The sequence below is a fragment of the Methanocalculus sp. genome (assembly GCF_029762515.1).
Taxonomy (GTDB): Archaea; Halobacteriota; Methanomicrobia; order Methanomicrobiales; family Methanocorpusculaceae; genus Methanocalculus.
Map to the genome: position 1 here is coordinate 1 of NZ_JARVGN010000002.1, position 22,306 is coordinate 22,306.

General features: G+C 53.9%; 27 protein-coding genes. 13 read left to right on the plus strand and 14 right to left on the minus strand.

The window, feature by feature from the left end; genetic code table 11:
* On the minus strand, window positions 1-628 hold a 628-nt coding region (locus QCH34_RS00120), incomplete at its 3' end, for an acetate--CoA ligase family protein (RefSeq protein WP_300328018.1).
* A gap of 60 nt (window positions 629-688) precedes the next feature.
* On the opposite strand from QCH34_RS00120, the gene QCH34_RS00125 reads away from it, so the two are divergent.
* On the plus strand, window positions 689-1,849 hold the full coding sequence (locus QCH34_RS00125) for a cation:proton antiporter (protein WP_300328021.1): 1,161 nt from the start codon (window positions 689-691) through the stop codon (window positions 1,847-1,849).
* On the opposite strand, the gene QCH34_RS00130 is transcribed toward QCH34_RS00125, so the two are convergent.
* On the minus strand, window positions 1,815-2,273 hold the full coding sequence (locus tag QCH34_RS00130) for a CBS domain-containing protein (RefSeq protein ID WP_300328024.1): 459 nt from the start codon (window positions 2,271-2,273) through the stop codon (window positions 1,815-1,817). The two genes, QCH34_RS00125 and QCH34_RS00130, sit on opposite strands and share 35 nt — an antisense overlap.
* Before the next feature lie 51 nt (window positions 2,274-2,324).
* Window positions 2,325-3,641 carry a PEGA domain-containing protein gene (locus QCH34_RS00135; RefSeq protein ID WP_300328028.1) on the minus strand — a complete coding sequence of 439 codons (1,317 nt, stop codon included), beginning with the start codon at window positions 3,639-3,641 and terminating at the stop codon, window positions 2,325-2,327.
* A 150-nt stretch (window positions 3,642-3,791) separates the two neighbouring features.
* Here QCH34_RS00135 and QCH34_RS00140 point away from each other — a divergent pair, with 150 nt between their 5' ends.
* A complete protein-coding gene (locus QCH34_RS00140; RefSeq protein ID WP_300328032.1) occupies window positions 3,792-4,271 on the plus strand; it encodes a chemotaxis protein CheW in 480 nt (159 codons plus the stop codon).
* Here the strand turns inward: QCH34_RS00140 and QCH34_RS00145 are convergent.
* The 4 genes from QCH34_RS00145 to QCH34_RS00160 form a co-directional block, all read right to left on the minus strand.
* Complete coding sequence (locus QCH34_RS00145) at window positions 4,268-4,996, minus strand: PEGA domain-containing protein (RefSeq protein ID WP_300328036.1); 729 nt, start codon at window positions 4,994-4,996, stop codon at window positions 4,268-4,270. The two genes, QCH34_RS00140 and QCH34_RS00145, sit on opposite strands and share 4 nt — an antisense overlap.
* Window positions 4,929-6,839: a YgiQ family radical SAM protein gene (locus QCH34_RS00150; RefSeq protein ID WP_300328041.1), complete on the minus strand. Its 1,911-nt coding sequence runs from the start codon at window positions 6,837-6,839 to the stop codon at window positions 4,929-4,931. Before QCH34_RS00150 ends, QCH34_RS00145 begins: the two co-directional genes overlap by 68 nt.
* Window positions 6,836-8,485, minus strand: a complete 1,650-nt coding sequence (locus QCH34_RS00155) for an ATP-binding protein (RefSeq protein ID WP_366898130.1) — start codon at window positions 8,483-8,485, stop codon at window positions 6,836-6,838. Before QCH34_RS00155 ends, QCH34_RS00150 begins: the two co-directional genes overlap by 4 nt.
* Window positions 8,486-8,621: 136 nt before the next feature.
* Window positions 8,622-10,028: a PAS domain S-box protein gene (locus QCH34_RS00160; protein ID WP_300328044.1), complete on the minus strand. Its 1,407-nt coding sequence runs from the start codon at window positions 10,026-10,028 to the stop codon at window positions 8,622-8,624.
* 59 nt (window positions 10,029-10,087) lie between these two features.
* On the opposite strand from QCH34_RS00160, the gene QCH34_RS00165 reads away from it, so the two are divergent.
* The gene (locus tag QCH34_RS00165; RefSeq protein ID WP_300328047.1) at window positions 10,088-10,438 is read left to right on the plus strand and encodes a hypothetical protein; all 351 of its coding nucleotides are present in this window, start codon (window positions 10,088-10,090) and stop codon (window positions 10,436-10,438) included.
* Window positions 10,439-10,463: 25 nt separating this feature from the next.
* On the opposite strand, the gene cofH is transcribed toward QCH34_RS00165, so the two are convergent.
* Together cofH and QCH34_RS00175 are read right to left on the minus strand one after the other, a co-directional pair.
* On the minus strand, window positions 10,464-11,549 hold the full coding sequence (gene cofH, locus QCH34_RS00170; protein WP_300328050.1) for a 5-amino-6-(D-ribitylamino)uracil--L-tyrosine 4-hydroxyphenyl transferase CofH: 1,086 nt from the start codon (window positions 11,547-11,549) through the stop codon (window positions 10,464-10,466).
* Window positions 11,550-11,560: 11 nt separating this feature from the next.
* A complete protein-coding gene (locus tag QCH34_RS00175) occupies window positions 11,561-12,226 on the minus strand; it encodes a S26 family signal peptidase (protein WP_300328053.1) in 666 nt (221 codons plus the stop codon).
* Between the two features lie 130 nt (window positions 12,227-12,356).
* On the opposite strand from QCH34_RS00175, the gene QCH34_RS00180 reads away from it, so the two are divergent.
* The 6 genes from QCH34_RS00180 (at window position 12,357) to pdxT (ending at window position 16,624) form a co-directional block, all read left to right on the plus strand.
* Complete coding sequence (locus tag QCH34_RS00180) at window positions 12,357-13,367, plus strand: adenylosuccinate synthetase (protein ID WP_300328055.1); 1,011 nt, start codon at window positions 12,357-12,359, stop codon at window positions 13,365-13,367.
* Window positions 13,364-13,549 (plus strand): methytransferase partner Trm112, encoded by a 186-nt coding sequence (locus QCH34_RS00185; RefSeq protein WP_300328058.1) that lies wholly within the window; start codon window positions 13,364-13,366, stop codon window positions 13,547-13,549. Before QCH34_RS00180 ends, QCH34_RS00185 begins: the two co-directional genes overlap by 4 nt.
* Before the next feature lie 14 nt (window positions 13,550-13,563).
* Window positions 13,564-14,118, plus strand: coding sequence for a hypothetical protein (locus QCH34_RS00190; RefSeq protein WP_300328060.1), 555 nt, complete (start codon window positions 13,564-13,566; stop codon window positions 14,116-14,118).
* Window positions 14,091-15,044 (plus strand): adenosylcobinamide-phosphate synthase CbiB, encoded by a 954-nt coding sequence (gene cbiB, locus QCH34_RS00195; RefSeq protein WP_300328063.1) that lies wholly within the window; start codon window positions 14,091-14,093, stop codon window positions 15,042-15,044. Before QCH34_RS00190 ends, cbiB begins: the two co-directional genes overlap by 28 nt.
* A gap of 118 nt (window positions 15,045-15,162) precedes the next feature.
* Window positions 15,163-16,059, plus strand: a complete 897-nt coding sequence (pdxS, locus tag QCH34_RS00200; RefSeq protein WP_300328067.1) for a pyridoxal 5'-phosphate synthase lyase subunit PdxS — start codon at window positions 15,163-15,165, stop codon at window positions 16,057-16,059.
* Window positions 16,049-16,624, plus strand: coding sequence for a pyridoxal 5'-phosphate synthase glutaminase subunit PdxT (gene pdxT / locus QCH34_RS00205; RefSeq protein ID WP_300328072.1), 576 nt, complete (start codon window positions 16,049-16,051; stop codon window positions 16,622-16,624). Before pdxS ends, pdxT begins: the two co-directional genes overlap by 11 nt.
* Before the next feature lie 3 nt (window positions 16,625-16,627).
* On the opposite strand, the gene QCH34_RS00210 is transcribed toward pdxT, so the two are convergent.
* From QCH34_RS00210 to QCH34_RS00225, 4 genes are read right to left on the minus strand one after another with little or no spacing between them, the layout of a single operon-like run.
* Window positions 16,628-16,951, minus strand: coding sequence for a YunC family protein (locus QCH34_RS00210; RefSeq protein WP_300328075.1), 324 nt, complete (start codon window positions 16,949-16,951; stop codon window positions 16,628-16,630).
* On the minus strand, window positions 16,944-17,498 hold the full coding sequence (locus tag QCH34_RS00215) for a flavodoxin family protein (RefSeq protein ID WP_300328079.1): 555 nt from the start codon (window positions 17,496-17,498) through the stop codon (window positions 16,944-16,946). The genes QCH34_RS00210 and QCH34_RS00215 overlap by 8 nt, the downstream gene beginning before the upstream one ends.
* Before the next feature lie 24 nt (window positions 17,499-17,522).
* A complete protein-coding gene (locus QCH34_RS00220; RefSeq protein WP_300328084.1) occupies window positions 17,523-17,948 on the minus strand; it encodes a GIY-YIG nuclease family protein in 426 nt (141 codons plus the stop codon).
* A 6-nt stretch (window positions 17,949-17,954) separates the two neighbouring features.
* A complete protein-coding gene (locus QCH34_RS00225) occupies window positions 17,955-18,557 on the minus strand; it encodes an MBL fold metallo-hydrolase (RefSeq protein ID WP_300328088.1) in 603 nt (200 codons plus the stop codon).
* On the opposite strand from QCH34_RS00225, the gene thiC reads away from it, so the two are divergent.
* Window positions 18,556-19,860, plus strand: a complete 1,305-nt coding sequence (gene thiC, locus QCH34_RS00230) for a phosphomethylpyrimidine synthase ThiC (RefSeq protein ID WP_300328091.1) — start codon at window positions 18,556-18,558, stop codon at window positions 19,858-19,860. The two genes, QCH34_RS00225 and thiC, sit on opposite strands and share 2 nt — an antisense overlap.
* A gap of 18 nt (window positions 19,861-19,878) precedes the next feature.
* Here the strand turns inward: thiC and purE are convergent, their stop codons facing one another.
* Window positions 19,879-20,268 carry a 5-(carboxyamino)imidazole ribonucleotide mutase gene (gene purE / locus QCH34_RS00235; protein ID WP_300328094.1) on the minus strand — a complete coding sequence of 130 codons (390 nt, stop codon included), beginning with the start codon at window positions 20,266-20,268 and terminating at the stop codon, window positions 19,879-19,881.
* A gap of 52 nt (window positions 20,269-20,320) precedes the next feature.
* Between purE and QCH34_RS00240 the strand changes: the two genes are divergently transcribed.
* From QCH34_RS00240 to ribH, 3 genes are all read left to right on the plus strand, one after another.
* On the plus strand, window positions 20,321-21,451 hold the full coding sequence (locus QCH34_RS00240; protein WP_300328097.1) for an alanine--glyoxylate aminotransferase family protein: 1,131 nt from the start codon (window positions 20,321-20,323) through the stop codon (window positions 21,449-21,451).
* On the plus strand, window positions 21,448-21,909 hold the full coding sequence (ribC, locus tag QCH34_RS00245) for a riboflavin synthase (RefSeq protein ID WP_300328100.1): 462 nt from the start codon (window positions 21,448-21,450) through the stop codon (window positions 21,907-21,909). The genes QCH34_RS00240 and ribC overlap by 4 nt, the downstream gene beginning before the upstream one ends.
* Window positions 21,910-21,923: 14 nt before the next feature.
* On the plus strand, window positions 21,924-22,306 hold a 383-nt coding region (gene ribH, locus QCH34_RS00250; protein ID WP_300328103.1), incomplete at its 3' end, for a 6,7-dimethyl-8-ribityllumazine synthase.

The window sequence follows — 22,306 nt, forward strand, 5'->3', positions numbered from 1 at the left end:
CGATGCAGCCATCCTCATGGAGGATCAGGGGGTTGATATCAAATTCGGTGAATCCGGGGTGATCGAGGAAGAGATCAGCTGCTGCGGCAATCGCATTAACAAGCGCCTCCTCGTCGCGTGGAGGCTCATCACGGAATCCCCGTATCAGCTGATACCCTTTGATCTCCCGGATCATAGACCTGATCTCCTCTTTATCGAGAGGGAGGATCCTAATCGAAGTATCCCTGAGAAGTTCCACCAGCTTTCCGCCGAGCCCGAAGGTGATCGTCTTTCCAAATGCCGGATCGTTTGCTCCTCCAATCAGGATCTCGAGTCCCGGTGCCGCTTCCTCCTCGATCCGGACACCAATTATCCCGGCATCAGGCCGGAGATTCCCTGCCCTTTCGATCAGCCTGGCATATCCCTCTCTGAGTTCCCTTTCATCCTTGATTCCGAGTATGACACCACCAACATCGCTCTTATGGAGGATATCCGGGGACTCGATCTTCAGTACAACCGGATACCCGATCCTTTGGGCGATAGAAGACGCTTCGTCTTCGTCTCTCGCCAGCCCGTCCCGTGGCACCGGTATGCCGTATTTGGAGAGGATAGAATACGCATCCTGCCCGGATATATGCCTCACTGTCATAGCTACTCCGGAATAGGTCGGCAAGGCTTTATACCTTATCCCGGAGATGGCAGAATACGAATGTTTGTGGTGCTTGAGATCCTGATCCTTCTTCTTGTTGCAAAAGGTGCAGGAGAACTTGTTGAGCGGGCCGGATATCCCGCACTCGTCGGTGAGATCACAGCAGGTCTGATCCTTGGCCCCTCGCTTCTTGGGATCATCGAGCCAAACGAGGTGATCGGAGCCTTATCTGATCTCGGGCTGATCGTCCTCCTCTTCCTCTCTGGTATTGAGACCGATCTCAAGAATCTCGCTTCAGCAGAAAAAGCAGGGACATTAACAGCTCTTTTTGGTGTCGCTATCCCGTTCGCTTCAGGTTTCGGCCTCGGGTACCTCACCGGGATGGATATAATCACCTCTGTCTTCCTAGGGATCGCGCTTGCCATCACCTCAATCGGTATATCGGTTCGTACACTTGTTGATGAACATGCCCTCTCTTCACCGATTGGAAGCATCATCATTACAAGCGCCGTCATTGATGATCTGATTGGCATTCTCCTGCTTGCAACGCTCTCAGCCTTTGCCCTTGGCGGTGGTCTTGCCTCTGTTGCCGGCACTGCCATTCTGGCTCTCATCTTCCTCACCTTCATGGTGACCGGAGGCCGTCGTATCCTCGGGAGGTTATATGCAAAGGTGCGGCGGTATGCGTCTCATGAGACTGCGTATTCGGCAAGTCTCATCATCGCTTTTTCCTCTGCTGCCGTAAGCCATATTATCGGCCTCCATCTTGCTATCGGTGCCTTTTTTGCAGGTCTTGCACTGAGTGATCGGATTCGGCCTGATCGATCGATTGAGGGGAGTCTCTCGGATCTGGGACTTGGGTTTCTTATCACCATCTTCTTCGCATCAATCGGCCTTTCACTGACGCTCTCTGCTGAAACATTCCTTGATCCCCTTCTTCTTCCGCTGGTTCTGGTTGCATTCTCAGGAAAGATCATCGGCGGCTATATTGGATCCAGGCCATTTCTTCCAGACTCCGTAAGTGCTCTCATCGTCGGTATCGGACTCTGTCCGCGTGGAGAGGTGGCTCTTGTCGTTGCAACGATTGCGCTCTCTGCCGGAATCATCACCGCGGCTCTCTACACGACGGTGACGGTCATGGTGATAGCGACGGTGTTGATCGCTCCCCTCTTCTTCAGGATGGGATTCAAAGCTCTCCGGCGATCCGGAGATGCTGTATAATCCGGCAGATTTCAATCCTTCCCGCAACTCTGTTTTGAGAGTCGACGACAATGAGATCATCATGCCGGTTCCGCTGCATCAACTGCATCGCATTCAGGATAGAATCATCTTCATGAATTGTAATATGCTCCCTGCTCATCAGATCCCTTGCGGTTGCCCCCTCCTTCTTCAGGTGGCAGGTGATGCATCGTGCAGATCCTGATCCCCGTATCCCGACTGTCGGAAGGATGGATCCGATCAGATCAAGGGGTGTGATGACACCAAGGAACGTTCCCTCCGGTGCAGTTACCGGAATGTCCCCACACCCCTCAACCGAGCCTATTTGGATGAGATCGCGTATTGGAGTATCAGGTAAAATCGTTCGTGAGATCGGTGTCATGATCGATCGGACTTTATCTGTTCGATCGTCAACTGGTGGTGCCATCTGTATCAGTCCGGCAGATTGTACCTGATTGGAAAAAAAGGTTCGTATTGGTTATCTCCGCTTTGCAACAAAGAGGAGAACTCCAAGGAGCCCGACTGCTCCGATAACAGCAAACGGAAGGCTGCCTGATGGTGTGGGTGCCGGTGGCACGGGTTGCGGGGTGAGTGTTGCAGATACTGGTGTTGTCTGTCCTGCTGTCACTTCAAATGAACTCATCCAGTCACTGTATCCTGACATCTTCAGGGTGATTGAGTGGGTCCCCGCAGCGAGATCCGGTACCAGTACCGGAGAATAGCCGCGGAAGAGGTTGTCAACATACACTTCGGCGCCGGATGGCCCTGACATGACATTTGCCTTGCCGGTTGTTGCCGGAGCGGTCTGTGGTGTCAGTGTTCCGCTGACGTACTTGATCCCGCCGCCGGTGACCGAGATTGTTGTGGTGTAGTCATAGTACCCGGGCTTTCTCAGCATGAGCGAGTGGGTTCCAGTTGAAACCCCGATGATATCAAAGTAATCGTTTGGATAGGTGTTTCCCTGGTAGTTACCATCAAGGTAGATCGATGCACCCGAGGGGTACGACTGGACTGAAACCGAGCCGGTGGAAGGGGTGCTTGGCGAGAGTACTACATTCTTGGTTGTTGTCTGGCCGGAATAGATCTGCACTGTTTGTGTGGATTTCTGGTATCCTGAGAGCCTGAGTTCGAGGGTATGAGCCCCGACAACGAGATTACCGACAGTCATCGGTGCGTATCCACGGTAGGATCCGTCAACATAGACATCGGCCCCTGACGGGCTTGAGGTGATTGAGAGGTATCCGGTAGTCTGTGGGGTTGGTGAGAGGCTTGCATAGATATTCGTAGTCTGTCCTGAGTATGCAGTATAGACTGCTGACCAGGCATCATATCCGGGGTATTCCACCTGCACGCGGTGTGTCGTTCCCGCGGTAACCTGGGCTGTCACCGGAGTTGTTCCGATGTATCGCCCGTCAACCCTGACGGTTGCACCCCGCGGGCTGGAATCAATCGAGAAGTACCCGTCATAGACCGGCGTCGGTGTTGGTGCGATCGGCTCAAGTGTCACATGGACGTATTCGGTCTGTCCCGCTGAGGGTTGTGGTGCAGAGACCGTTTTTGCCTTGTACCCGGACTTTGAGACGATGATCGATCCGGGCGGTGTGCCGGTGGTATAGATCTTGATCTCAACCGGAGTTGTTCCTTCATAATGTCCATCCAGGTTCACGTCGGCTCCCGAAGGATCCGAGGTGACAGAGATGATCCCGACATCTCCCCCTATCTGGGCGGAGGCAGGAATCGCTGCACACAGCATTACAACGAATGCAGCCAGAATAATCGAACGTATCATCAGCATGGGATATCCCGATATACGAAACGAAATATGTACATATATAAGTATCGGATCTTTTTCCGGGATCAATTTATAAGAGATGGATGGCGTACATACATCCAATACGGACTATATCTTCCGGTTTTTCCAGATGTTGGGGCAGGTGATTGAAGAATGGATGAATATATCGAAATTGTGGAATTTGAGCTTGGAGGGGAGCACTATGCACTCGATATCCAGCTCGTCCGTGAGATCGTCGAGATGAAACCAATCACGGAGATTCCACGCACCCCCCCTTATATCAAGGGGATTATGAACCTGCGTGGTGAGATCACCACTATTCTCTCATTAAACCACCTCCTCTCCATCGCCGATCAGAGCGATGGTGAACGGAAGATAATCGTCCTCATTCCCGATGCCTCACAGGGTTCAAATGTCGGCATGATCGTCGATGATGTCCACTCGGTGATGCATGTTCCGGAATCTGATATCGATCTCTCCTGCGAGGGGTACGGTGACAGGGTGGCGGATTATCTTCGTGGCATTATAAAAATACCAAAAGAAGGCTATGAAGAAGAGACAGAACGCCTCCTCCTCTGGCTTGATATGAAGCGGCTTCTTGACAGCTTCTTCGCAGATGCCCAGCAGGTCTAGTGCCTTTTTGCAAACCCAATACAGAGTGCAGCTCCAATGAGTGCAAGAACCCATCCTGATGCTTCAGGTGTCGCTGGGATGGTTTCTGTAGGCTGGGGTGTCGGTGTCTCGATCTGCCTGAGCGTCCGTTCGATCGAGGTGGTGTCTCCGTTATAAATCACCACATTCATCCCAAACGGATAGTAGCCATCATGGGAGATGTCAACTGCATATCCTCCGACAGGAAGGGAGATACCAAGCGGCGTCTCTCCGGCATACTCGCCATCAATCTCAACCCGGGCTCCATATGGCTCAACCGTCACCTGGAGCGATCCCCGCTCTTCTGTTGCAAAAGATGCGGTGATCCCGCCGGTTCTGAGCGTCACCGGAATGATCTTGTATGACGCATCCCGGAGATTGCGACGGTCCACGGCCCGGTCGACCGCATACACGGTGTAGGTTCCGGCATCAAGACCGGTTCCGGCGGTATTCCATTTGTACTCCCATCTCCCTGACGAGGAGACTTTGGCGGTGGTAAACTGGCCATCGGCTGCCCTCAGTGAGGGGTTGTGCAGGGTAACTCCCGCGGAGTCAAGGTTTGGCCCGGTCACATAAAGGTAGATGGTTGTGGCTCCGGGGGCAGAACCAGCGAGCGTGATCGTCTCGCCGATCACCGCTTCAAGGGCGGCTCCGCCTGGTACGAGAAGGCCTGCGATCAGGATTATTGCGAGTAGAATCCGGTTCATATGATGATCTATGATGCTTCCCTGATAATGCAGTTTCCCTTCTCTCAGGAGGAACGAGTGCATCCGTACCATGGCCGATCAGATCTCCCCGGTTAGAGCGGAGCAGCCCTTCCCTGACGAGCGGGGCATTCTCCGGATCCATGAACCTGAGGAAAGCCCGCTGGATCGTTCTCTCCCTCTCCTTCGGGATATGCACCTTCTTCATCGTCTCTGGATCTATTCCTGTATGGTACATGGCCGTTGATCTGGTCATCGGTGTGGGGGTGAAGTCCTGCACCTGCTCGGGAGCAAGCCCGGTTCTTTTGATGTAGCAGGCCAGATCGATCATATCAGGAATGGTACATCCCGGGTGTGAGCTGATCCAGTAAGGGATCAGGTACTGCCTCTTCTTCTCTTCAGGCTGGTTCTCCTGAAAGACCCTTCTGAACTCTTCGAAAGCTGATATTCCGGGCTTGTTCATCAGTTCCAGAACATGCGGGCTTATATGCTCGGGTGCAACCTTCAGCTGGCCTGAGACATGGTGGTGGACAAGCTCCCTGATATACCCGGATCGATCGGCAAGCGCGAGATCGAACCGTACCCCGGAGCCACAGAAGACGTGTTTTATCCCCGGCATCTCCCGGAGCCGCTTAAGGAGTGATATCAGTGCGCCATGATCGGTTGAGAGGCTTTTGCAGTCCGGTCCGCAGGATCGGTCAGGACAGCCACCGGCAGTCTTCCAGAGGTTGCAGGAAAGGCCGTACATATTCGCAGACGGCCCTCCGACATCCTGGATCGTGCCCCGGAACGCTTTCATCCTGCTGATCCGATCCACCTCATTCGCAATCGAATCCTCGCTCCGGCTTGAGACTATTCTGCCCTGGTGATGGGCAAGTGCACAGAAGGAGCAGTCTCCAAAACAGCCACGGTGGCTGATGACCGAGAACCGGACCGGCTCAAGTGCAGGTATCGGCTCCCTGTACAGGGGATGGGCGGCGCGGGCAAACGGATGATCGTAGATGGCATCCAGCTCTGCTGTATCGGGGGGCATCGCCGGGGGATTCTGGATCACGACTGTCTTTGGATGTGGCTGGGCCACTGCATGCCCCCGGATCGGGTCCTGTTCGCGGGCATGGGCGGCAAATGCCTCTGCATACCGGACTGTACTCTCCCTCACCTCTGCATATCCCGGAAGAATCACGAAATCCTTCTGTTCGGAGATCTTCCATTCGGCAACCGGCATCGTCCAGCAGGTGCCTGGGATATCCCGGATGGATCGGATCGGATCCCCTGTACTCATCCGATCGGCGATCAGCCGCAGTGTCCGCTCACCCATTCCATAGACGAGCAGGTCCGCAGGGGCATCTGCCAGTATGGACTGCCTGACAGAATCAGACCAGAAATCATAGTGTGCAAACCGCCTGAGGCTCGCCTCGATCCCTCCGATCACAATCGCGGTGTTCCTGAAGAGTGACCTGAGCTTGTTCGTGTAGACGATCGTTGCTCGATCAGGCCGTTTCAATCTCCCCCCGGGCGAATAGGAGTCCTTCTGGCGGCGCTTTTTATTCGGGGTAAACGCATTCACCATCGAATCGACATTCCCGGCAGATACGGCAAAGAAGAGGCGTGGGGTGCCCAGTGCCAGAAAATCCTCGTCACTTTGCCAGTCCGGCTGCGGGATGATCCCGACGGTATATCCGGCAGACCAGAGATTACGGCCGAGGATCGCAGCGGCAAACGAGGGATGATCCACATATGCATCGCCTGAGACGATGATGATATCAAAGGAATCGATCCCGAGTTTCTCTTTCTCCCTCCCGCTGATGGGGAGGAATCGAGGCTCTTCAACAAGATTGCGGGTCATGTGAGGCAGGTATCCCTGGCCCGGCGGAGTGTAAGGATGAATGCCGATCCCTCCTCCTGCCTTCCGGCAATCCTGTCAGTTACCCGGATAGATCCACCGTACCGCTCAGCCAGTGTCATGCAGATATAGAGCCCTATTCCAAGCCCTTTCTTCTTTGATCCGATCCTCAGGTTCCTGGTAAAGAGCTGTTCCTTATCTGCATCTGAAATCCCAGGTCCGTTGTCCTCAATGGTGACAATCACCTCATCCTCTTCTTCCCGGACAGAAACCCCGATCATTGAGCCTGATCCTCCGTATTTCATCGCATTACTGAAGAGATTAAAGAAGATCCCGGAGAGGAGCTCATCTGCATAGACAACTGCACCCGATGGTGTAAACCGGATATCAACCCCTGCCGGCATCGCCCTTTGAATAACAGGATCGAGTGGGATCGGCTTCTGGCTTTCCTCTCCACCCTCGCGGATCGATCGGATCATCATGACATTACGATGGATCTCCGCTGCGGTGTCGAGTGCGGATCTGATGATACCTGTATATCTCTCCCTCTCCTTGTCATCCGCATCATTCAGGAGCTCAAGGCCTCCGCCGATGATCATATGGGCATTATTGACATCATGGACCAGAATATCAAGGAAGAGATGTGCCAGATCATTTGCCGTCTTCAGTTCATCCCGCATCATGCCTGATCGTATGGCACCGCCTATCTCTCTCCCGATACTCATCAGGAGAGACTGTTCATCAGTATCAAAACCCTCCCTTCCCTGGGAGATGAGGTTGATTGAACCGTGAACCGTCTCGTCAGAGATGAGCGGGATGATCCCAACAGCAGTCGGAAAGTTCGGATTAGTGACCTCCCTGATACCGATGATGCCCGATACCCGATCGTCATGGATCTCGCAGAAGATGGGCTCTCCCCTTTTATATACCGAAATATACGGTTCTTTTGTTGTGGGAAGGCAGATATGCACTCTACTTGCCGGGCGGCCGGGCAGACTCCCCCTGCTGACTGCAAGATGCGCTTCGCTTGTATCCGGGCGGTTTGTATAGATGGCAATGAGTGTATTCTCAAAGAGGGCATGAAGTTCGTCCGCTGCAACAGCGAGCGCATCCTCAATCTTCTCTTCGGTATGCATCGCGAGGATCACGGTGTTGGTCATCTGGAGGAGGCGGTACTGGGAAGCAACTTTTCGTTGTGCATCAATAAGGGGGGTGATATCTGTAATATTTGCCATGATCCGATTTCGTTCCCCGATCCTGATCGGTGTTAAGATCACCTCTGTCTTCCTCTCGATCCCTCCGGCAGCCGTATGTATCCACCCAAATTTTATGGGTCCCCGTTCCAGCTGGGCAAGCAGGATCGCCATCCGTGCAACAGAGGACTCTTCACCCGGTTGCATGGCAGGGGAGAGATCCGCTGGTGTTCTCCCGATCAGATTATCCGGGGCTATCCCGAAGAATTCCCCGGAGGCAGCATTTGCCCTTATAATCACCTCATCTTCCAGAATGAGGATACATTGCGGGGAGGATTCAAAGCACTCGTCGAGAAACAGATACTCCTGATCCCTGAATGAGGCATCCGCTTGAGAGCCACATTTTGGGCCTGCCTCATGGTACGCCGGATCAATCCTCTCTTTGTTAATAATGATTGAACTTCGTTCTTCTGGAGTAAAAACATTCTGGAGGCTCTCATCTCATTCTTCCCGGAAATACCCCCCGGATACAGCAGATGATGACAGGTGTAGAGGATACGGAGTAAAATACGGGAGATGATTTCACTCTCTTTTATGTCTTCATAAGAAAAGTGTCGGTTGGGAAGGTCTCCGAAATCTTCTCCTCGGTGATGTCTGTTATAATAGAGAGTATATATCGCATCTGCCCTTTGCTCGAGAAGATGGGTATCTTCTTTGTCCTGAGCATCCTCTGGTCTGATTCCCCGCCCCGTGAGAAGGTCTGGATCGCAAGAATGCTTTCCTGAAGTCTCTCAACCTCTGCGGTTGACCGTGCCCAGAAGGCAGCATACTCTTCAGGGAAGATCCGATCAGGCTTCTGCCCGACGAGAAATTCACGTGGAAATCCGATAAACTCTTCTGCCGCATGATTAAAGAAAACAAGGGTATTATCGTCCATCTCTTCAACTGCGACCATATCGGGGATATTCTCAACAATAGAGGTGAGAAACTCCTTCCACTGGCGGACTTGCTTGACAGCACGGTTTCTCTCGGTGACATTCCTGAATGAACCCCGGTATCCGAGGAGTACCGGACGATTCTCTGCATCATTGATGATGATCGGGTTTCCCGAGAGCTCGATTGCGATCGACTGGTTATCCGGCTTCATAAAGTTGCATTCAACAAGCGGCCATGCAGTCCGGGCAGATATGGATGGTTGTATCGTTCGGAGAAACCGCTTCTTCTCATCATCTTTCATAAAGTCCGTAAAACGGCAGCCTATCATCTCATCGGGGGAGAGGCCGCAGACCGTCTCTGCACGTGGGCTGATGTAGGTGATCGCCCCTTTCTCGTCGGCTGCCCAGATCACGTCACTGATATCGGAGACGAGTGTCCGAAACATCTCTTCACTCTGCCGCAGTTTCTCTTCTGCCCTGACCTGGTCGGTGATCTCTTCAAGGATGATCGTAATGCCGGGCCCCCCGTTATCAAAGACGGTCTGGATGATCTTCTGGCGGAAGAAATGCTCATCACCTCCTCTCATCAGCCGGATCACCTCACCTGATCCGATCTTTCTCCCGGGATCATTGATCTGGGCCATAAGGGCAGGGTGGGAGAAGATGGCAAGCCTGGTCTCTTCCAGGAGAAATCCGATTGTCTCCTCACGGGTGGTTCTGCAGAAGGAGAGGATCTGATCGTTAGCCTGGATGATCTGCCCTTCAGCATTCAGTATCATCACAAGGTCCGAGGAGCTGTTGAGCATCGCGTGTATCGGCACCCGCTGGGAGAGGAAGTAGACTTTTGCCTTCCCAAATGTCCGTTTATCAACCTGCCCTGCAACAAGGAGCATATCGAGGTACCGTGCAGCAGTATTGCGGTTGATGCCAAGGGATGAGGCGATCTCGCCGACGGACATTCCGCGCGGATTGCTCCTGAGGAGTTCGGTGATCCGGCTCATTTCGGCGGGGTACGATTGCATCATAGTAGGTATAGCCTGATCGGGATAAATGTATTTCGACATTGCCGTGCATCAAAATTAGCATCAATGCCGAGCATTGAGGGAAACATTTATATTCTAGAATGGCATTTGTAGTAATGGACAACCGTGAATCCCATGGATTCCGGTATCGCCCATCCATCCAGATGAAGGCGTGCGTCCTGCCCCGGGTGCAGCCGACCTCAAGAATTCAAAGGTTCAGACATTCATTCCATAGTGTCCGGCTACACACCTCTCAATCGATCACGATAGCGTCAATCGATCACTACCCGGACAGTCAGATGGTTGCACCGGGGCACGCCACCTTCAACACCAGTCACTATATCCTGTGCCGTGCGGGCATGTACATACCCCTCCTCCTTTTAATTTTTTCTTACAAAATGAGCGATATGCTGGAGATTCAGGCTCTTTCAGGAATCAATGGGAATGCCTGAAAAAAGGCGTGGGGATAGAAAATTTTCATAGGATTTTGTATTTTGTCGTCCTCTGGAGGAGAAGCCGTCCGATATCTGTTGAGATCCTCTCCATCGTCTTTGGATCAAGGTATCCTGCCTCTGATCCGCCCGCTTCAACCGAGACATCATCTGAGAACATCGTCCCGCCGAGATCGTCTCCACCTGATGCGAGAGCGATCTGTGTGAGCTTGATCCCGAATTTCCCCCAGGGAACCTGGATATGATCGAAGTTATCAAGGAAGAGCCGTGAAACGGCGATCATCAGGAGATCTTCCCTCCCGGTTGCGCCTGCGGGTGCGAGCCCCTTTTCATAGAGGGGGGTGTTCTGGTGAAGATACGACAGGGGCACAAGCTCGGTGAAACCCCCGGTCTCGTCCTGAATATCCCTGAGTATGCCGAGGTGTGTCATCCGATCTCCGGGTGATTCGGCAGATCCGTACATGATCGTTGATGTGCTTCTGATCCCGATGCCATGCGCCTCTTTGATGATCCCAATCCATGTTTCCGTATCCACTTTTGCCGGGCAGATCACCTTCCGGACATCATCGACCAGGATCTCAGCAGCAGTCCCCTGAAGGGTACCAAGTCCTGCATCCTTCAGCCGCTCGAGTGCCTCGCGGGTAGAAATTCCGCTTTTGTGAGCGATATAGGTGACCTCATCAGGGCTGGCTGTATGAATATCAATACCTGGAGCCTCATCGTGGACAGTTCTGATAATCTCTGCATAACTCTCCATCGTGTAATCCGGGTGAACCCCGGAGAGGAGGCATATCTCGGTGATATCCCGTGAGAGGGCGAGTTTCACCTTCTGGCGGATGCGATCCGGGTCATCAAAGAAGGCATCCGGATCGCTTTTTTTCCGCCCGAATGCACAGAATCCACAGAGGTTTTTGCAGATATTGGTGATGTGGATATTCTGGTTCCTGACATAGGTGACGGCATCGCCGACCTTCTCCTCCCTGAGTTCATCTGCGGCGCAGCAGATGGAGAAGATATCTCTTCCTGTTGCATTCAGCAGATGGAGCCCTTCGTCATGGGTGAGGCGGTGGCCGCCGAGGCAGTCTTCAATCAGTTGCTTCGTCTGAATCATGGTTTTGCCCTTTAGTTCTTCTCTCTCCGCCTTGAGGCGATCAATTCCTGGATAATAATAATGGCGATAATAAGGATTGCAAATTCAACAATATGGAGTGGGAGATAGCCAACCAGCGGAATGGCAAAGAGGGCCTTGCCGATGATCCACTCATCCTGAACCGGTTCGATTCTGCCGATACCGGGATGTGTTGTAACCTGATCGATCACCGGGTTGTTGTCACCTTTTGTGATGATGCCGCCATGCGGATTCTGAAATGCAAGTTCATTTTCTGCGACCTCTGCATCGATCCTGACCAGAGCACGGTGGATGATCGGGTGGATACTGTCATCGCCATTTGGCCTGAAGATGATCACATCGCCCGGATGCCCAAATGAGCGATGCCCGGATGCCACGCCCTCTTCTGAAGTGATCAGAGCTCCAAACCGGTCTGGTGCAGCAACGAAGACGAGATCGCCGATCTGCATCTCGGGGAGCATACTCCCGGATTCTACAGCCACAACCGCAGGCCACGTTCCGGATGCCAGAAAGAGGATGAGTGCCACACCTCCGACAACACATGCAACCCAGAGGAGATCACGGGCAAGTGAAACCGCCGGATGATCGCTCTCTCTGAACCGGCTGATGAGGGACTTCTCCTCGGGCTCTTGTCTTTGGGCCCTCTTCGATAGAGTCATCTGTGTTTACTGTATGTTACGGCTCGTTCTTGATGCTTTCTCATTGGATGAGAAGAACCACTATTTCGATTATTTTCTATGAGGGGAACTATTTTATCAGCTTCCTCAACAGACATGTACTGATACGTCTATGCCCTGTACAATTATTGTTGGTGGCTTTTTTGGCGATGAAGGGAAAGGCAAGATCGTTGCCCACATCGCCCATCAGGATCACCCGACTATCATCTCCCGTGGTGGTGTCGGACCAAATGCCGGCCACACCGTTTTAGTGGGAGAGAAGGAATATGGTGTCCGGATGGTTCCATCCGGCTTTGTCTATGAAAAAGCCGATCTCTGTATCGGGTCTGGTGTCCTTGTTGATCCCAGAGTCTTTCTCCGTGAGGTGGATCTGGTCGGGGCATCCGGCAGGATCTATATCGATGGACGCTGCGGGGTCATCGAAGAGGAGCATATTACCCGCGACAGGGAGAGCGAGCATCTCTCAAAGAAGATCGGGAGCACCGGATCCGGGTGTGGGCCGGCAAATTCCGACCGCGTGCTCAGGATTTCCCGGCAGGCAAAAGACCTCCCGGAACTCGCTCCCTATATCGTCGATGTTGCAGAGAAGGTGAATGTCGCAATTAAGAACGGCGAAAACGTGATCCTCGAAGGTACCCAGGGTTTTGGGATCTCCCTCTACTTTGGAACCTACCCGTATGTCACAAGCAAGGATACCTCTGCATCCCAGATTGCAGCGGATTGCGGCGTCGGGCCGACACAGATTGATGATGTGATCGTCGTCTTCAAGGCATTCCCGACACGGGTCGGCGAAGGACCCTTCTCAACCGAGATGAGCCTTGACAAATCCCATGAGATGGGTATTATTGAGTATGGGACTGTCACCCACAGGGAGCGGCGGATCGGTAACTGGGATGGCCAGATGGCAAGGTATTCTGCCATGATCAATGGCTGCACCCAGGTTGCGATCACCGGTATTGACAGGGTTGATCCTGCCTGTTATGGAGCGACCAGGTACGATCAGCTCACCGAGACCGCAAAGGTTTTCATCCGGCAGGTAGAGGAAGATGTTGGATGCCCTGTGACTATCATCTCAACCGGGCCTGAACTTTCACAAATTATAGATCTGAGGACGAAGCGATGAAACGATGGCTGATGGATATTCTCTGCTGCCCTGTATGCAAAGGCGATATTATCCTCACAGTGACCGAGGAGAATGAAGAAGAGATCCTCGAAGGAAGCCTCAGGTGTGATGCCTGCCACCTTGACTATCCGATACATGAGGGAATTCCAAACCTGCTCCCTCCTGAGTCGGCAACAGATTAGGAGTCTTTGATCGAATGACTGTCGTTGATGTGCATCTGAACCGCCGGGGGGTTAATACCATCGAACTCTCCGCACGTGAGGCCCCGGTGGATGCAGGGAGCGACCTGTCCATTCGATTGAAAAACTATGGCTCTCCAACCCATGCCACAATAAGGACACAGAACGGGCATGGCTTCACAGATTTTCTCCATGAAAATCTCTATGTGGATGGTGATATTGATTACAGTATACCGATACGGGATTCTTCGGGGGACGGGATATTTGATCTCGAATTCATCACCGGATATGGCGCCAGAACAACCCGGATGAAGGTTGTGGTGAGCAAGGCATGCCCGGTTTGTATTCCTGAAGATGATGTGGAGGTGATGGAAGAGGAGCAGGTAAGAAGGAAGATGCCTCATATGCTTACCCTGATACCCTGTATCATTGCCTGCATCACCTACCTCGTCTGGCTCTCCTTCCGCGGTTCCACGCTTGCACCGGTTGATGCATTCGTCACCGTCTTTATCGTACTCCTTCTCCTGATTGGAGTCGTTACTGCATGCCGCTCTCCGGAACCATCCTGGTAGCGGCCCTTCTTATTGACCGGTGTATCGGGGATCCGCATACCCCGTACCATCCGGTTGCCCTCCTTGGACGGTTTATCGGATGGTGGGGACGGCCGTCCGAATACCGGCGAAGTTTCCACCGCATCGCCGGCTGCATCTTCTGGCTCCTGACCGTCATCCTCTTCATGCTCCCGTTCCTTCTCTTTGATCAGCTGGTGAGGGGATATGAAATATGGTGGCTCTACCTGCTCGCGGCACCGTTTCTCCTGAAGAGTACCTTCGCATGGAGATCCCTCGAAGAACATGCGTTCTCGGTGGAAGAAGGGCTCAGGGCAGATCCCGATGCCGGGAGATCCGCCGTCTCGATGATGGTCTCCCGGAAGACAGCCACACTCACCGACGAGCAGGTCCGATCCGCAGCATATGAATCGGTCGCCGAGAATCTTGTTGATTCGATCATCGCCCCTCTCTTTTGGTTTGCAGTTCTTGGCCTCCCCGGAGCCGCAATGTACCGGGCAGCCAACACGATGGATGCGATGCTCGGGTACCGGGATGAGCGGGAGGCGCTTGGCTGGTTCTCTGCCCGTGCAGATGACGTGCTCTCCTATATCCCTGCACGGATTGCCGGTTGCCTTCTTCTGGTATGGTTTGCGCTCCGGGGACGGGGGAGAACTGCTCTCTCTATTCTCCGACGGGATGCAAAGAAGAGGCCGGGTTTCAATGGTGGCATTCCGATGGCGCTCATTGCGGGCGGATGCGGGATTGTATTTGATAAGCCGGATGGATACCGGATCGGGGACTCTCTCCACTCCCTTGGAGAGAGGGGAAGATGCGTGATCGCTGCTGTGCGGGGCGCGACTCTGATCTTTTCGCTCCTCCTGCTCCTCCTGTCTCTCTCTTCTTTTCTTCTATCCGGGGATATTTTCCCCCTTTTCCCTCTTTTGTGACGTATAATAAAGAATAAGGAGTATCTGGTGGCGGAATATCCTTCTTCTCCCATTCATATTGAAAACGCCTGAACAGGCCATGCTATAATTTATCGGTTCAACTGATCCATATAAACCCATGATTCTTGAAGAGCTGAAGTTTGGAACAGAGCTTCTGAAACGGGGTTTTGCATCCATGCAGAAGGGGGGCGTCATCATGGATGTTGTCTCCGCTGAGCAGGCGGTGATCGCAGAGAATGCAGGTGCAGTTGCTGTGATGGCACTCGAACGGGTCCCTGCTGATATCAGGAAAGCCGGGGGTGTCTCCCGAATGGCAGATCCGACAAAGATCGTTGAGATAACAGAAGCCGTCTCGATCCCGGTGATGGCAAAGGTCAGGATCGGCCACTTTGTCGAGGCACAGGTGCTCCAGGAGCTTGGTGTCGATATGATCGATGAGTCCGAGGTGCTGACACCGGCAGATGAGGAGTTCCATGTGGACAAGAAGGCATTCTCGGTGCCGTTTGTCTGTGGTGCCCGGAACCTTGGCGAGGCGCTCAGGCGGATCAATGAAGGGGCTGCCATGATCCGGACAAAGGGAGAAGCAGGCACCGGAAACGTCGTCGAGGCGGTCCGTCACATGCGGGCGATCCAGTCTGAGATCCGGATGCTGAAAGGAATGGATGATCAGGAACGGGCAGGGTATGCCCGGAAGATCGAAGCCCCTGTAGAGCTGGTTATGGATGTGGCAAACCGCGGACGGCTCCCTGTTGTTAACTTCTCGGCAGGCGGAATCGCAACCCCGTCAGATGCAGCACTGATGATGCAGCTTGGTGCAGACGGTGTCTTTGTCGGCTCAGGGATCTTCAAATCAGAAAACCCGGAGAAGATGGCAAAAGCGATCGTCGAGACTGTCCACCATTTCAATGATCCAAAGGTGATCGCAGAGGTCAGCCGCGGTCTTGGCGAGGCTATGCCGGGTATTGATGTCCATACCTTAACTCCGGATGAGAGGTTGCAGACACGTGGCTGGTAAGATCGGTGTGCTTGCCCTTCAGGGCGACGTATCTGAGCATGTAACTGCATTCGAAGATGCGCTTGGCCCGGATGGAGAGGTATCCCTCTTCCGGGATGCATCCGATATCAAACTGTTTGACGGGATCGCACTCCCCGGTGGTGAATCAACCGCCATCATGCGGCTGATCCAGAAGGCGGGGATGCTCCGCCCCCTCCAGCAATATGAAGGCGGTATCTTTGCCACCTGTGCGGGTATGGTGCTGCTTGCATCAGAGGTGCAGGATGACAGCCTCTTTGAACCGCTTGGTGTCATGGATATGACCGTGAAGCGGAACGCCTTTGGCCGCCAAAGGGAGTCATTTGAGGCTGATATCGAATGCAAAGGTCTTGAAACACCCTTCCATGCGGTCTTCATCCGGGCACCTGTGGTCACCCGTGTAGGGTATGGAACCGAGGTGCTTGCGTCCCTCCCGCAGGGGTACGTTGCAATCCGGCACGGACTCCATATGGCGTTTTCATTCCACCCCGAACTTGGTGGAGACCTGAGGTTCCACCGGCTCTTCCTTGACAGGCTCGGACTCTGATATTCAGAGGAGTTCGAGCGCTTCTTTTCCAGTCATTCCGATGACTATGCCACGTTTTGTGGCGGGAACGTTAACTTCCTTCACCATCGCATCCAGGATCTCATCGATGGTGGCAATAGATGGTCCATCAACCGGTTTCATCTTCGCTGCCGGGATACCGAACCGCTCAAGTGCAGCGATATCAAAGGCGCCGCACCCTATCATCCCTTCTTCTGTTTTGATGAAGACGAGATTCACAGGCCCGACAGGGATTGCATATCCGTCTGCTGACTGGTTATTGAGTTGAATTGTTGTGTGGATCAATTCTCTTCCCTCTGGTTTAATCATCCAGTGTTCCGAAATAGGAGACGATTCGATCTGCTATCGTCTTTGCAGAGCTCATGGCGACGGTATCGGATCGGACATCGCCCGGCAGGTATCCTCTTCCGATGATGTGGCCAAGGTATCCATATTCATGGGTTGAGAGGAATGCCTCAAGGGTTTCGAGTGCCCGCGAGCCTCCCTTATCTGCGCAGATGGTGATTGCCACAGCTTTCCGCCCGGCAAGACGGCGGTCATGATAAAGTGAGTATGTTCGGTCGATCAGGTTCTTCACCTGTCCCGAGACATCAAAGTAGTAGGTGGGAGATCCGATCACAAGGAGGTCCGCGTGTATCATCTTCTCTGCAATCTCCGGCCAGTCATCGTTTTTGATCGTGCACCACTTCTCTTCCTTGCATTTTTCGCACCCGATACAGGGGTGAATCTGTTTTCCTGCAAGGGTGATGTACTCAGTAGGTATCCCTTTGTCAGAGATATGCTTAAGCACCTCCTGAACAAGGATGGCGGTGTTTCCTCCCGCCCTCATACTTCCGGATATCCCAAGAACCTTCATAGGGGTATCCTTTGTCTGATATGACTAATACCTTGTGATCGCGGCTATAAGGCCAAGGGATACACATGCTCCGGTCACCTCTTCTTCTGGATCATCCGGTCGTACAAAGAGGTGGGATCTGCATCTACAATCAGAACATCCAAATCGTGGGATAAAATCACCCCCGATCGCCTCCGCCAGGGAACATTCAAGCCTGGATGATGTAGCTGCCGATACACTCGCAATAAGTGAGATTCCCCTGTCCTGAAGGAGATAATCGATATGCCAGTGCGGCTTCCGTTTGTCCTGTGATGTTGTGAGATGGCGCTGTACCCGGATGAGGCCGCCCGGACCAAGCGCAGATCCCACATAGATGAGGTATCCTTCGGGCAGGGTGATACCACCAAGTGCTCCCACCCGGATCGTTTTGGCGTCAGCCCTGAGGATCAGGGCATAGATTCCTTTATCCATATCCCTTTATCCATAATATGATCTGAGGCTCTGCTGCGTGGCGAGGAGGTGCCTCTTCGCGCCTTCTGTCACCGGCCGCTCATGCCCCGGATAGAGGCTGTCCACGTCAAGGAGTGCCAGCCTGTCGACTGAAGCCCTGAGATCGGCTGTACTTCCGCCGGGGAAGTCTGTCCTTCCGAATGAGCCCCGTGGAAAGACGGTATCGCCTGAGATGAGTGCGCGTTCTGCTTCATCATAGAGGCAGATACTTCCCCTGGTATGGCCCGGGGTATGGATTACAAGGAGATCGCCTATCCGGTCGCCGTCAGCGAGTATCCGATCCGGTAGTATCATGGGGGGGCGTCCACCGAAATTAAATGAGAGGCTCTCTACTTCAGATCGAAGAGCGATTGCATCCTCTTCATGGATATAGACCTCTGCCCCGGTCATCGCCTGAATTTCGGCAACATGGGCGGTATGGTCGAAATGGCCGTGAGTCAGAATGATCCTTTTAATCTGGTCGGAAAACCGCTCAAGCGCCATGGGTAAAACTCCGGCATCGATCAGCACCTCACCGATGATATAGGAGTTTGCCTGCCAGCCGCTACCGGGAATCCACTGGATTGGCATGCAGGATAATAAGCTCTCCAGACAGATGGTTCTTATGCACTCACTCATCAGGCAGTGCCACTCCGGCCTGCCTTCAGGGCTGAACGATCTGGCAGAAGCAGAAGGCTTCCCTTTGGACAAAATGGCGAAGGCCATTGCCTGCGGGCGTATTGCTGTTCCTGCCAACCAGCGGCGTGAGATCCGCCCTGCTGCCATTGGAGAAGGGTGCAGGGTCAAAGTGAATGTGAACATCGGAACCTCCCAGGGACGGTGTGATCTGGATCTTGAGATGAGGAAGGCTGAGGCAGCCCTCTCGGCAGGTGCAGACGCCCTGATGGATCTCTCGACAGCAGGGGATCTTACGGCGATCCGAAAGAGTATCCTCTCCCTGCCGGTACCGGTTGGAACTGTTCCCATCTATGAAGCGATCAGGCGTGCGGGATCAGCTGCCGATCTCACCGCCGATATCCTCTTCTCGGTGATCCGGGATCAATGCCGGCAGGGCGTGGATTTCCTGACCCTCCATTGCGGGGTGAACAAGGATGCGCTTGAAGCCCTCAGGATCGATCCACGGATGCTTGGTGTCGTCTCACGGGGCGGGGCATTCCATGTGGCATGGATGGTAGCAACCGGCGAGGAGAACCCGCTCTACTCGGAGTATGACTATCTCCTTGAGATCCTTGCAGAAGATGATGTCACGATCAGCCTGGGTGACGGGATGCGTCCGGGTGCACTCGTTGACAGCGGCCGCCTTGCCAAGACGACTGAATACTTAACCCTCGGAAAGCTTGCCCGCGGTGCCCTCGATGCGGGTGTCCAGCGGATGATCGAGGGGCCCGGCCATATCCCGATCAACGAGGTCGCGTGGAATGTGAAGGTGATCAAAGAGGTGACCGATCATGCGCCCCTGTACCTCCTCGGCCCGCTCGTCACCGATATCGCGACCGGATATGATCATGTAGTAGGCGCCATCGGAGGGGCGATCGCCGCATCTTCGGGAGCGGATTTCCTCTGCATGGTCTCCCCCGCAGAGCATCTGGCGCTCCCCAATGTCGAAGAGATCATCGAGGGGACGCGTGTTGCCAGGATCGCCGCCCATGTCGGGGATATCACCCGGCGGGGAGGCGTGAGCGGGTCTCCCGAGGAGATTCGGATGGCTGTTGCACGGCGGGATCTCGACTGGGAGGCACAGTATGCCGAGATGCTCTTCCCAGACTATGCCCGTTCAATCCATGACCGGGACTCCGAGCGCGAGACCTGCTCGATGTGCGGGGATCTCTGTGCAGTGAAGATGGTGCGGGATCTTCTGCAGAAAAGGGAATAAGTGGGTCTGGGGATTGCCTTATGCAACCCCGATAATCCGCGCGGCAAGGTGTGCGGCGTTCTCGCCACCGTCGACTGCGACACAGGCGACCGGTACACCTTTTGGCATCTGGACGATGGAGAGAAGGGCATCAAGGCCACCCATCTGTTTCCCGGCGACCGGGACACCAATGACGGGTCTTTTGGTTTTTGAGGCGATAACACCGGGAAGAGCGGCGGACATCCCGGCGATTCCAATAAAGACCTTTGCATCGCTTGCCCTGACATACTCCACAAGCAGTTCGGGGTCACGATGGGCAGATATTACCTTCTCCTCATAGCTCAGGCCATATTCATCGAGTGTTGCGCAGACTTTGCGAACGATCGCTTCGTCTGATTGGGATCCTGCGATGACAGCTACGTCGACCATAGGCTTCACTATCTATTAAGAGGTTTATCTTCTTATAGTACGGACGATCAGGATGCAGAACGAATTACTCCTTATGATGCCAGGGCCGGTGCCTATGCCGGAACGGGTGATAAATGCGATGAGCCGGCAGGCGATTAATCATCGCGGTGAAGAGTTTGGCGGGGTTTATGCAGACTGCGTCAGGGCTCTGAAGCCCTTCTTCGGGACCAAAAACGAGGTATTTCTCCTGAGCGGCTCCGGGACTGCCGGTATGGAGGCGGCGATTGGGAATGTCGGTGTCGGCAGAAAGATCGTCTCGCTGGTAAACGGCAAGTTCGGTGAGCGGCTTGCGGAGATTGGAGGGCGTTATGGCGATATTACGGCTATCGAATCAGAATGGGGGCACCCGCTCCGGCTTGATGCGCTTGCAGAGGCGCTTGAGAACGGTGCCGAAGTCGTAACGATGGTCCATAACGAGACTTCTGCCGGTATTCTCAATCCCGCAGCAGAAGTCGGGAAGCTTGCCCGGAAGCATGATGCCCTCTTCATCATGGACGGGATCACCTCCATCGGTGGCGAGAATGTGGCAGCAGATGAATGGGGAGCAGATATTGCGATCGTCGGCTCGCAGAAATGCCTTGCCGCCCCTGCCGGGCTCTCTGCGGTATCGGTATCGGAGCGGGCGTGGGAGCGCCTCTCAGAGAAACGCCCCTATTACCTTGATCTGAAGGCATATCGGAAGGCTGCATCGAAGAAGCCGATGGAGACCCCCTATACTCCGGCAGTGCCGCTCTTCTTTGCATTCCGTGAGGCATGCCTCATTGCAGAAGAGGAAGGTCTGGAAAACCGGATTGCACGCCACAGGAAACTTGCGGATGCTGTGCGTGCGGCGGCAGCTGCCTGGGGGCTTGACCTGCTGCCGGTATCAGATGCACTTCACTCGCCATCCAATACGGCAACCGCGATTCTGTATCCTGATGGGATCAGCGACTCCGATCTCCGTTCCGGTGTGAAGAAGACCGGTATCCAGATCGCAGGCGGCCAGGATCGGTTGAAAGGAAAGATCTTCAGGATCGGAACGATGGGTGCAGTCGGCACCTATGAAGTGCTTGCAACACTGACTGCGGTGCAGGGCACCCTTCAGAAACTTGGATATACCCCGGCGGCAGATGGTGTTTCAGCCGCCCTTGAGGTGCTGGTATGAAGATAGGGATCGCAGACACGACCTTCGCACGGGTGAATATGGGTGCAGCGGCTATCGATGAGCTCAAGCGCCATGCCACCGTCAGTATTGAGCGGTATACAGTGCCCGGGATTAAGGATCTCCCGGTAGCCTGCAAGAAGCTCATCGAAGAACGAGGCTGCGATCTCGTGATGGCACTTGGGATGCCGGGCGGGAAGGATAAGGATAAACTCTGCGCACATGAGGCATCGCAGGGCCTTCAGCTCGCCATGCTGATGACAAACAAGCATATCATTGAGGTCTTCGTCCATGAGGATGAGGCAAAAGATGACCGCGAGCTTGCATGGCTCCTTGAACAGAGGACACGGGAGCATGCAGTAAATGCCGTCAAGCTGCTGTTCTATCCACGGGAGCTTGAGCGGGATGCGGGCACCGGCCAGCGGCAGGGATTCCCTGATGCCGGTCCTGCACGACAATAGGAGATGATGATTCTATGACAATTAAACTCGGATTTGTGGTTGCGGAGTTCAACCGTGACATTACCTACATGATGGAGATTGAGGCAGAAGAGCACGCAAAGTTCCTTGGAGCAGAGGTGATCGAGCGGTCATATGTTCCCGGAGCCTATGACATGCCGCTTGCCATCAAGAAGATGCTCAAAGACGGAAATGTCGATGCGGTTGTAACAATCGGCTGTGTCATCGAGGGTGCAACCGGCCATGACCAGATCGTGGTTCAGCATGCATCCCGGAAGATCATCGATCTCTCCCTTGAGTACGAGAAGCCGGTTGCCCTTGGCATCTCAGGTCCCGGTATGACCCGGCTTGAGGCACAGGAGCGGGTTGACTATGCCCGGAGAGCTGTTGAATCCGCAGT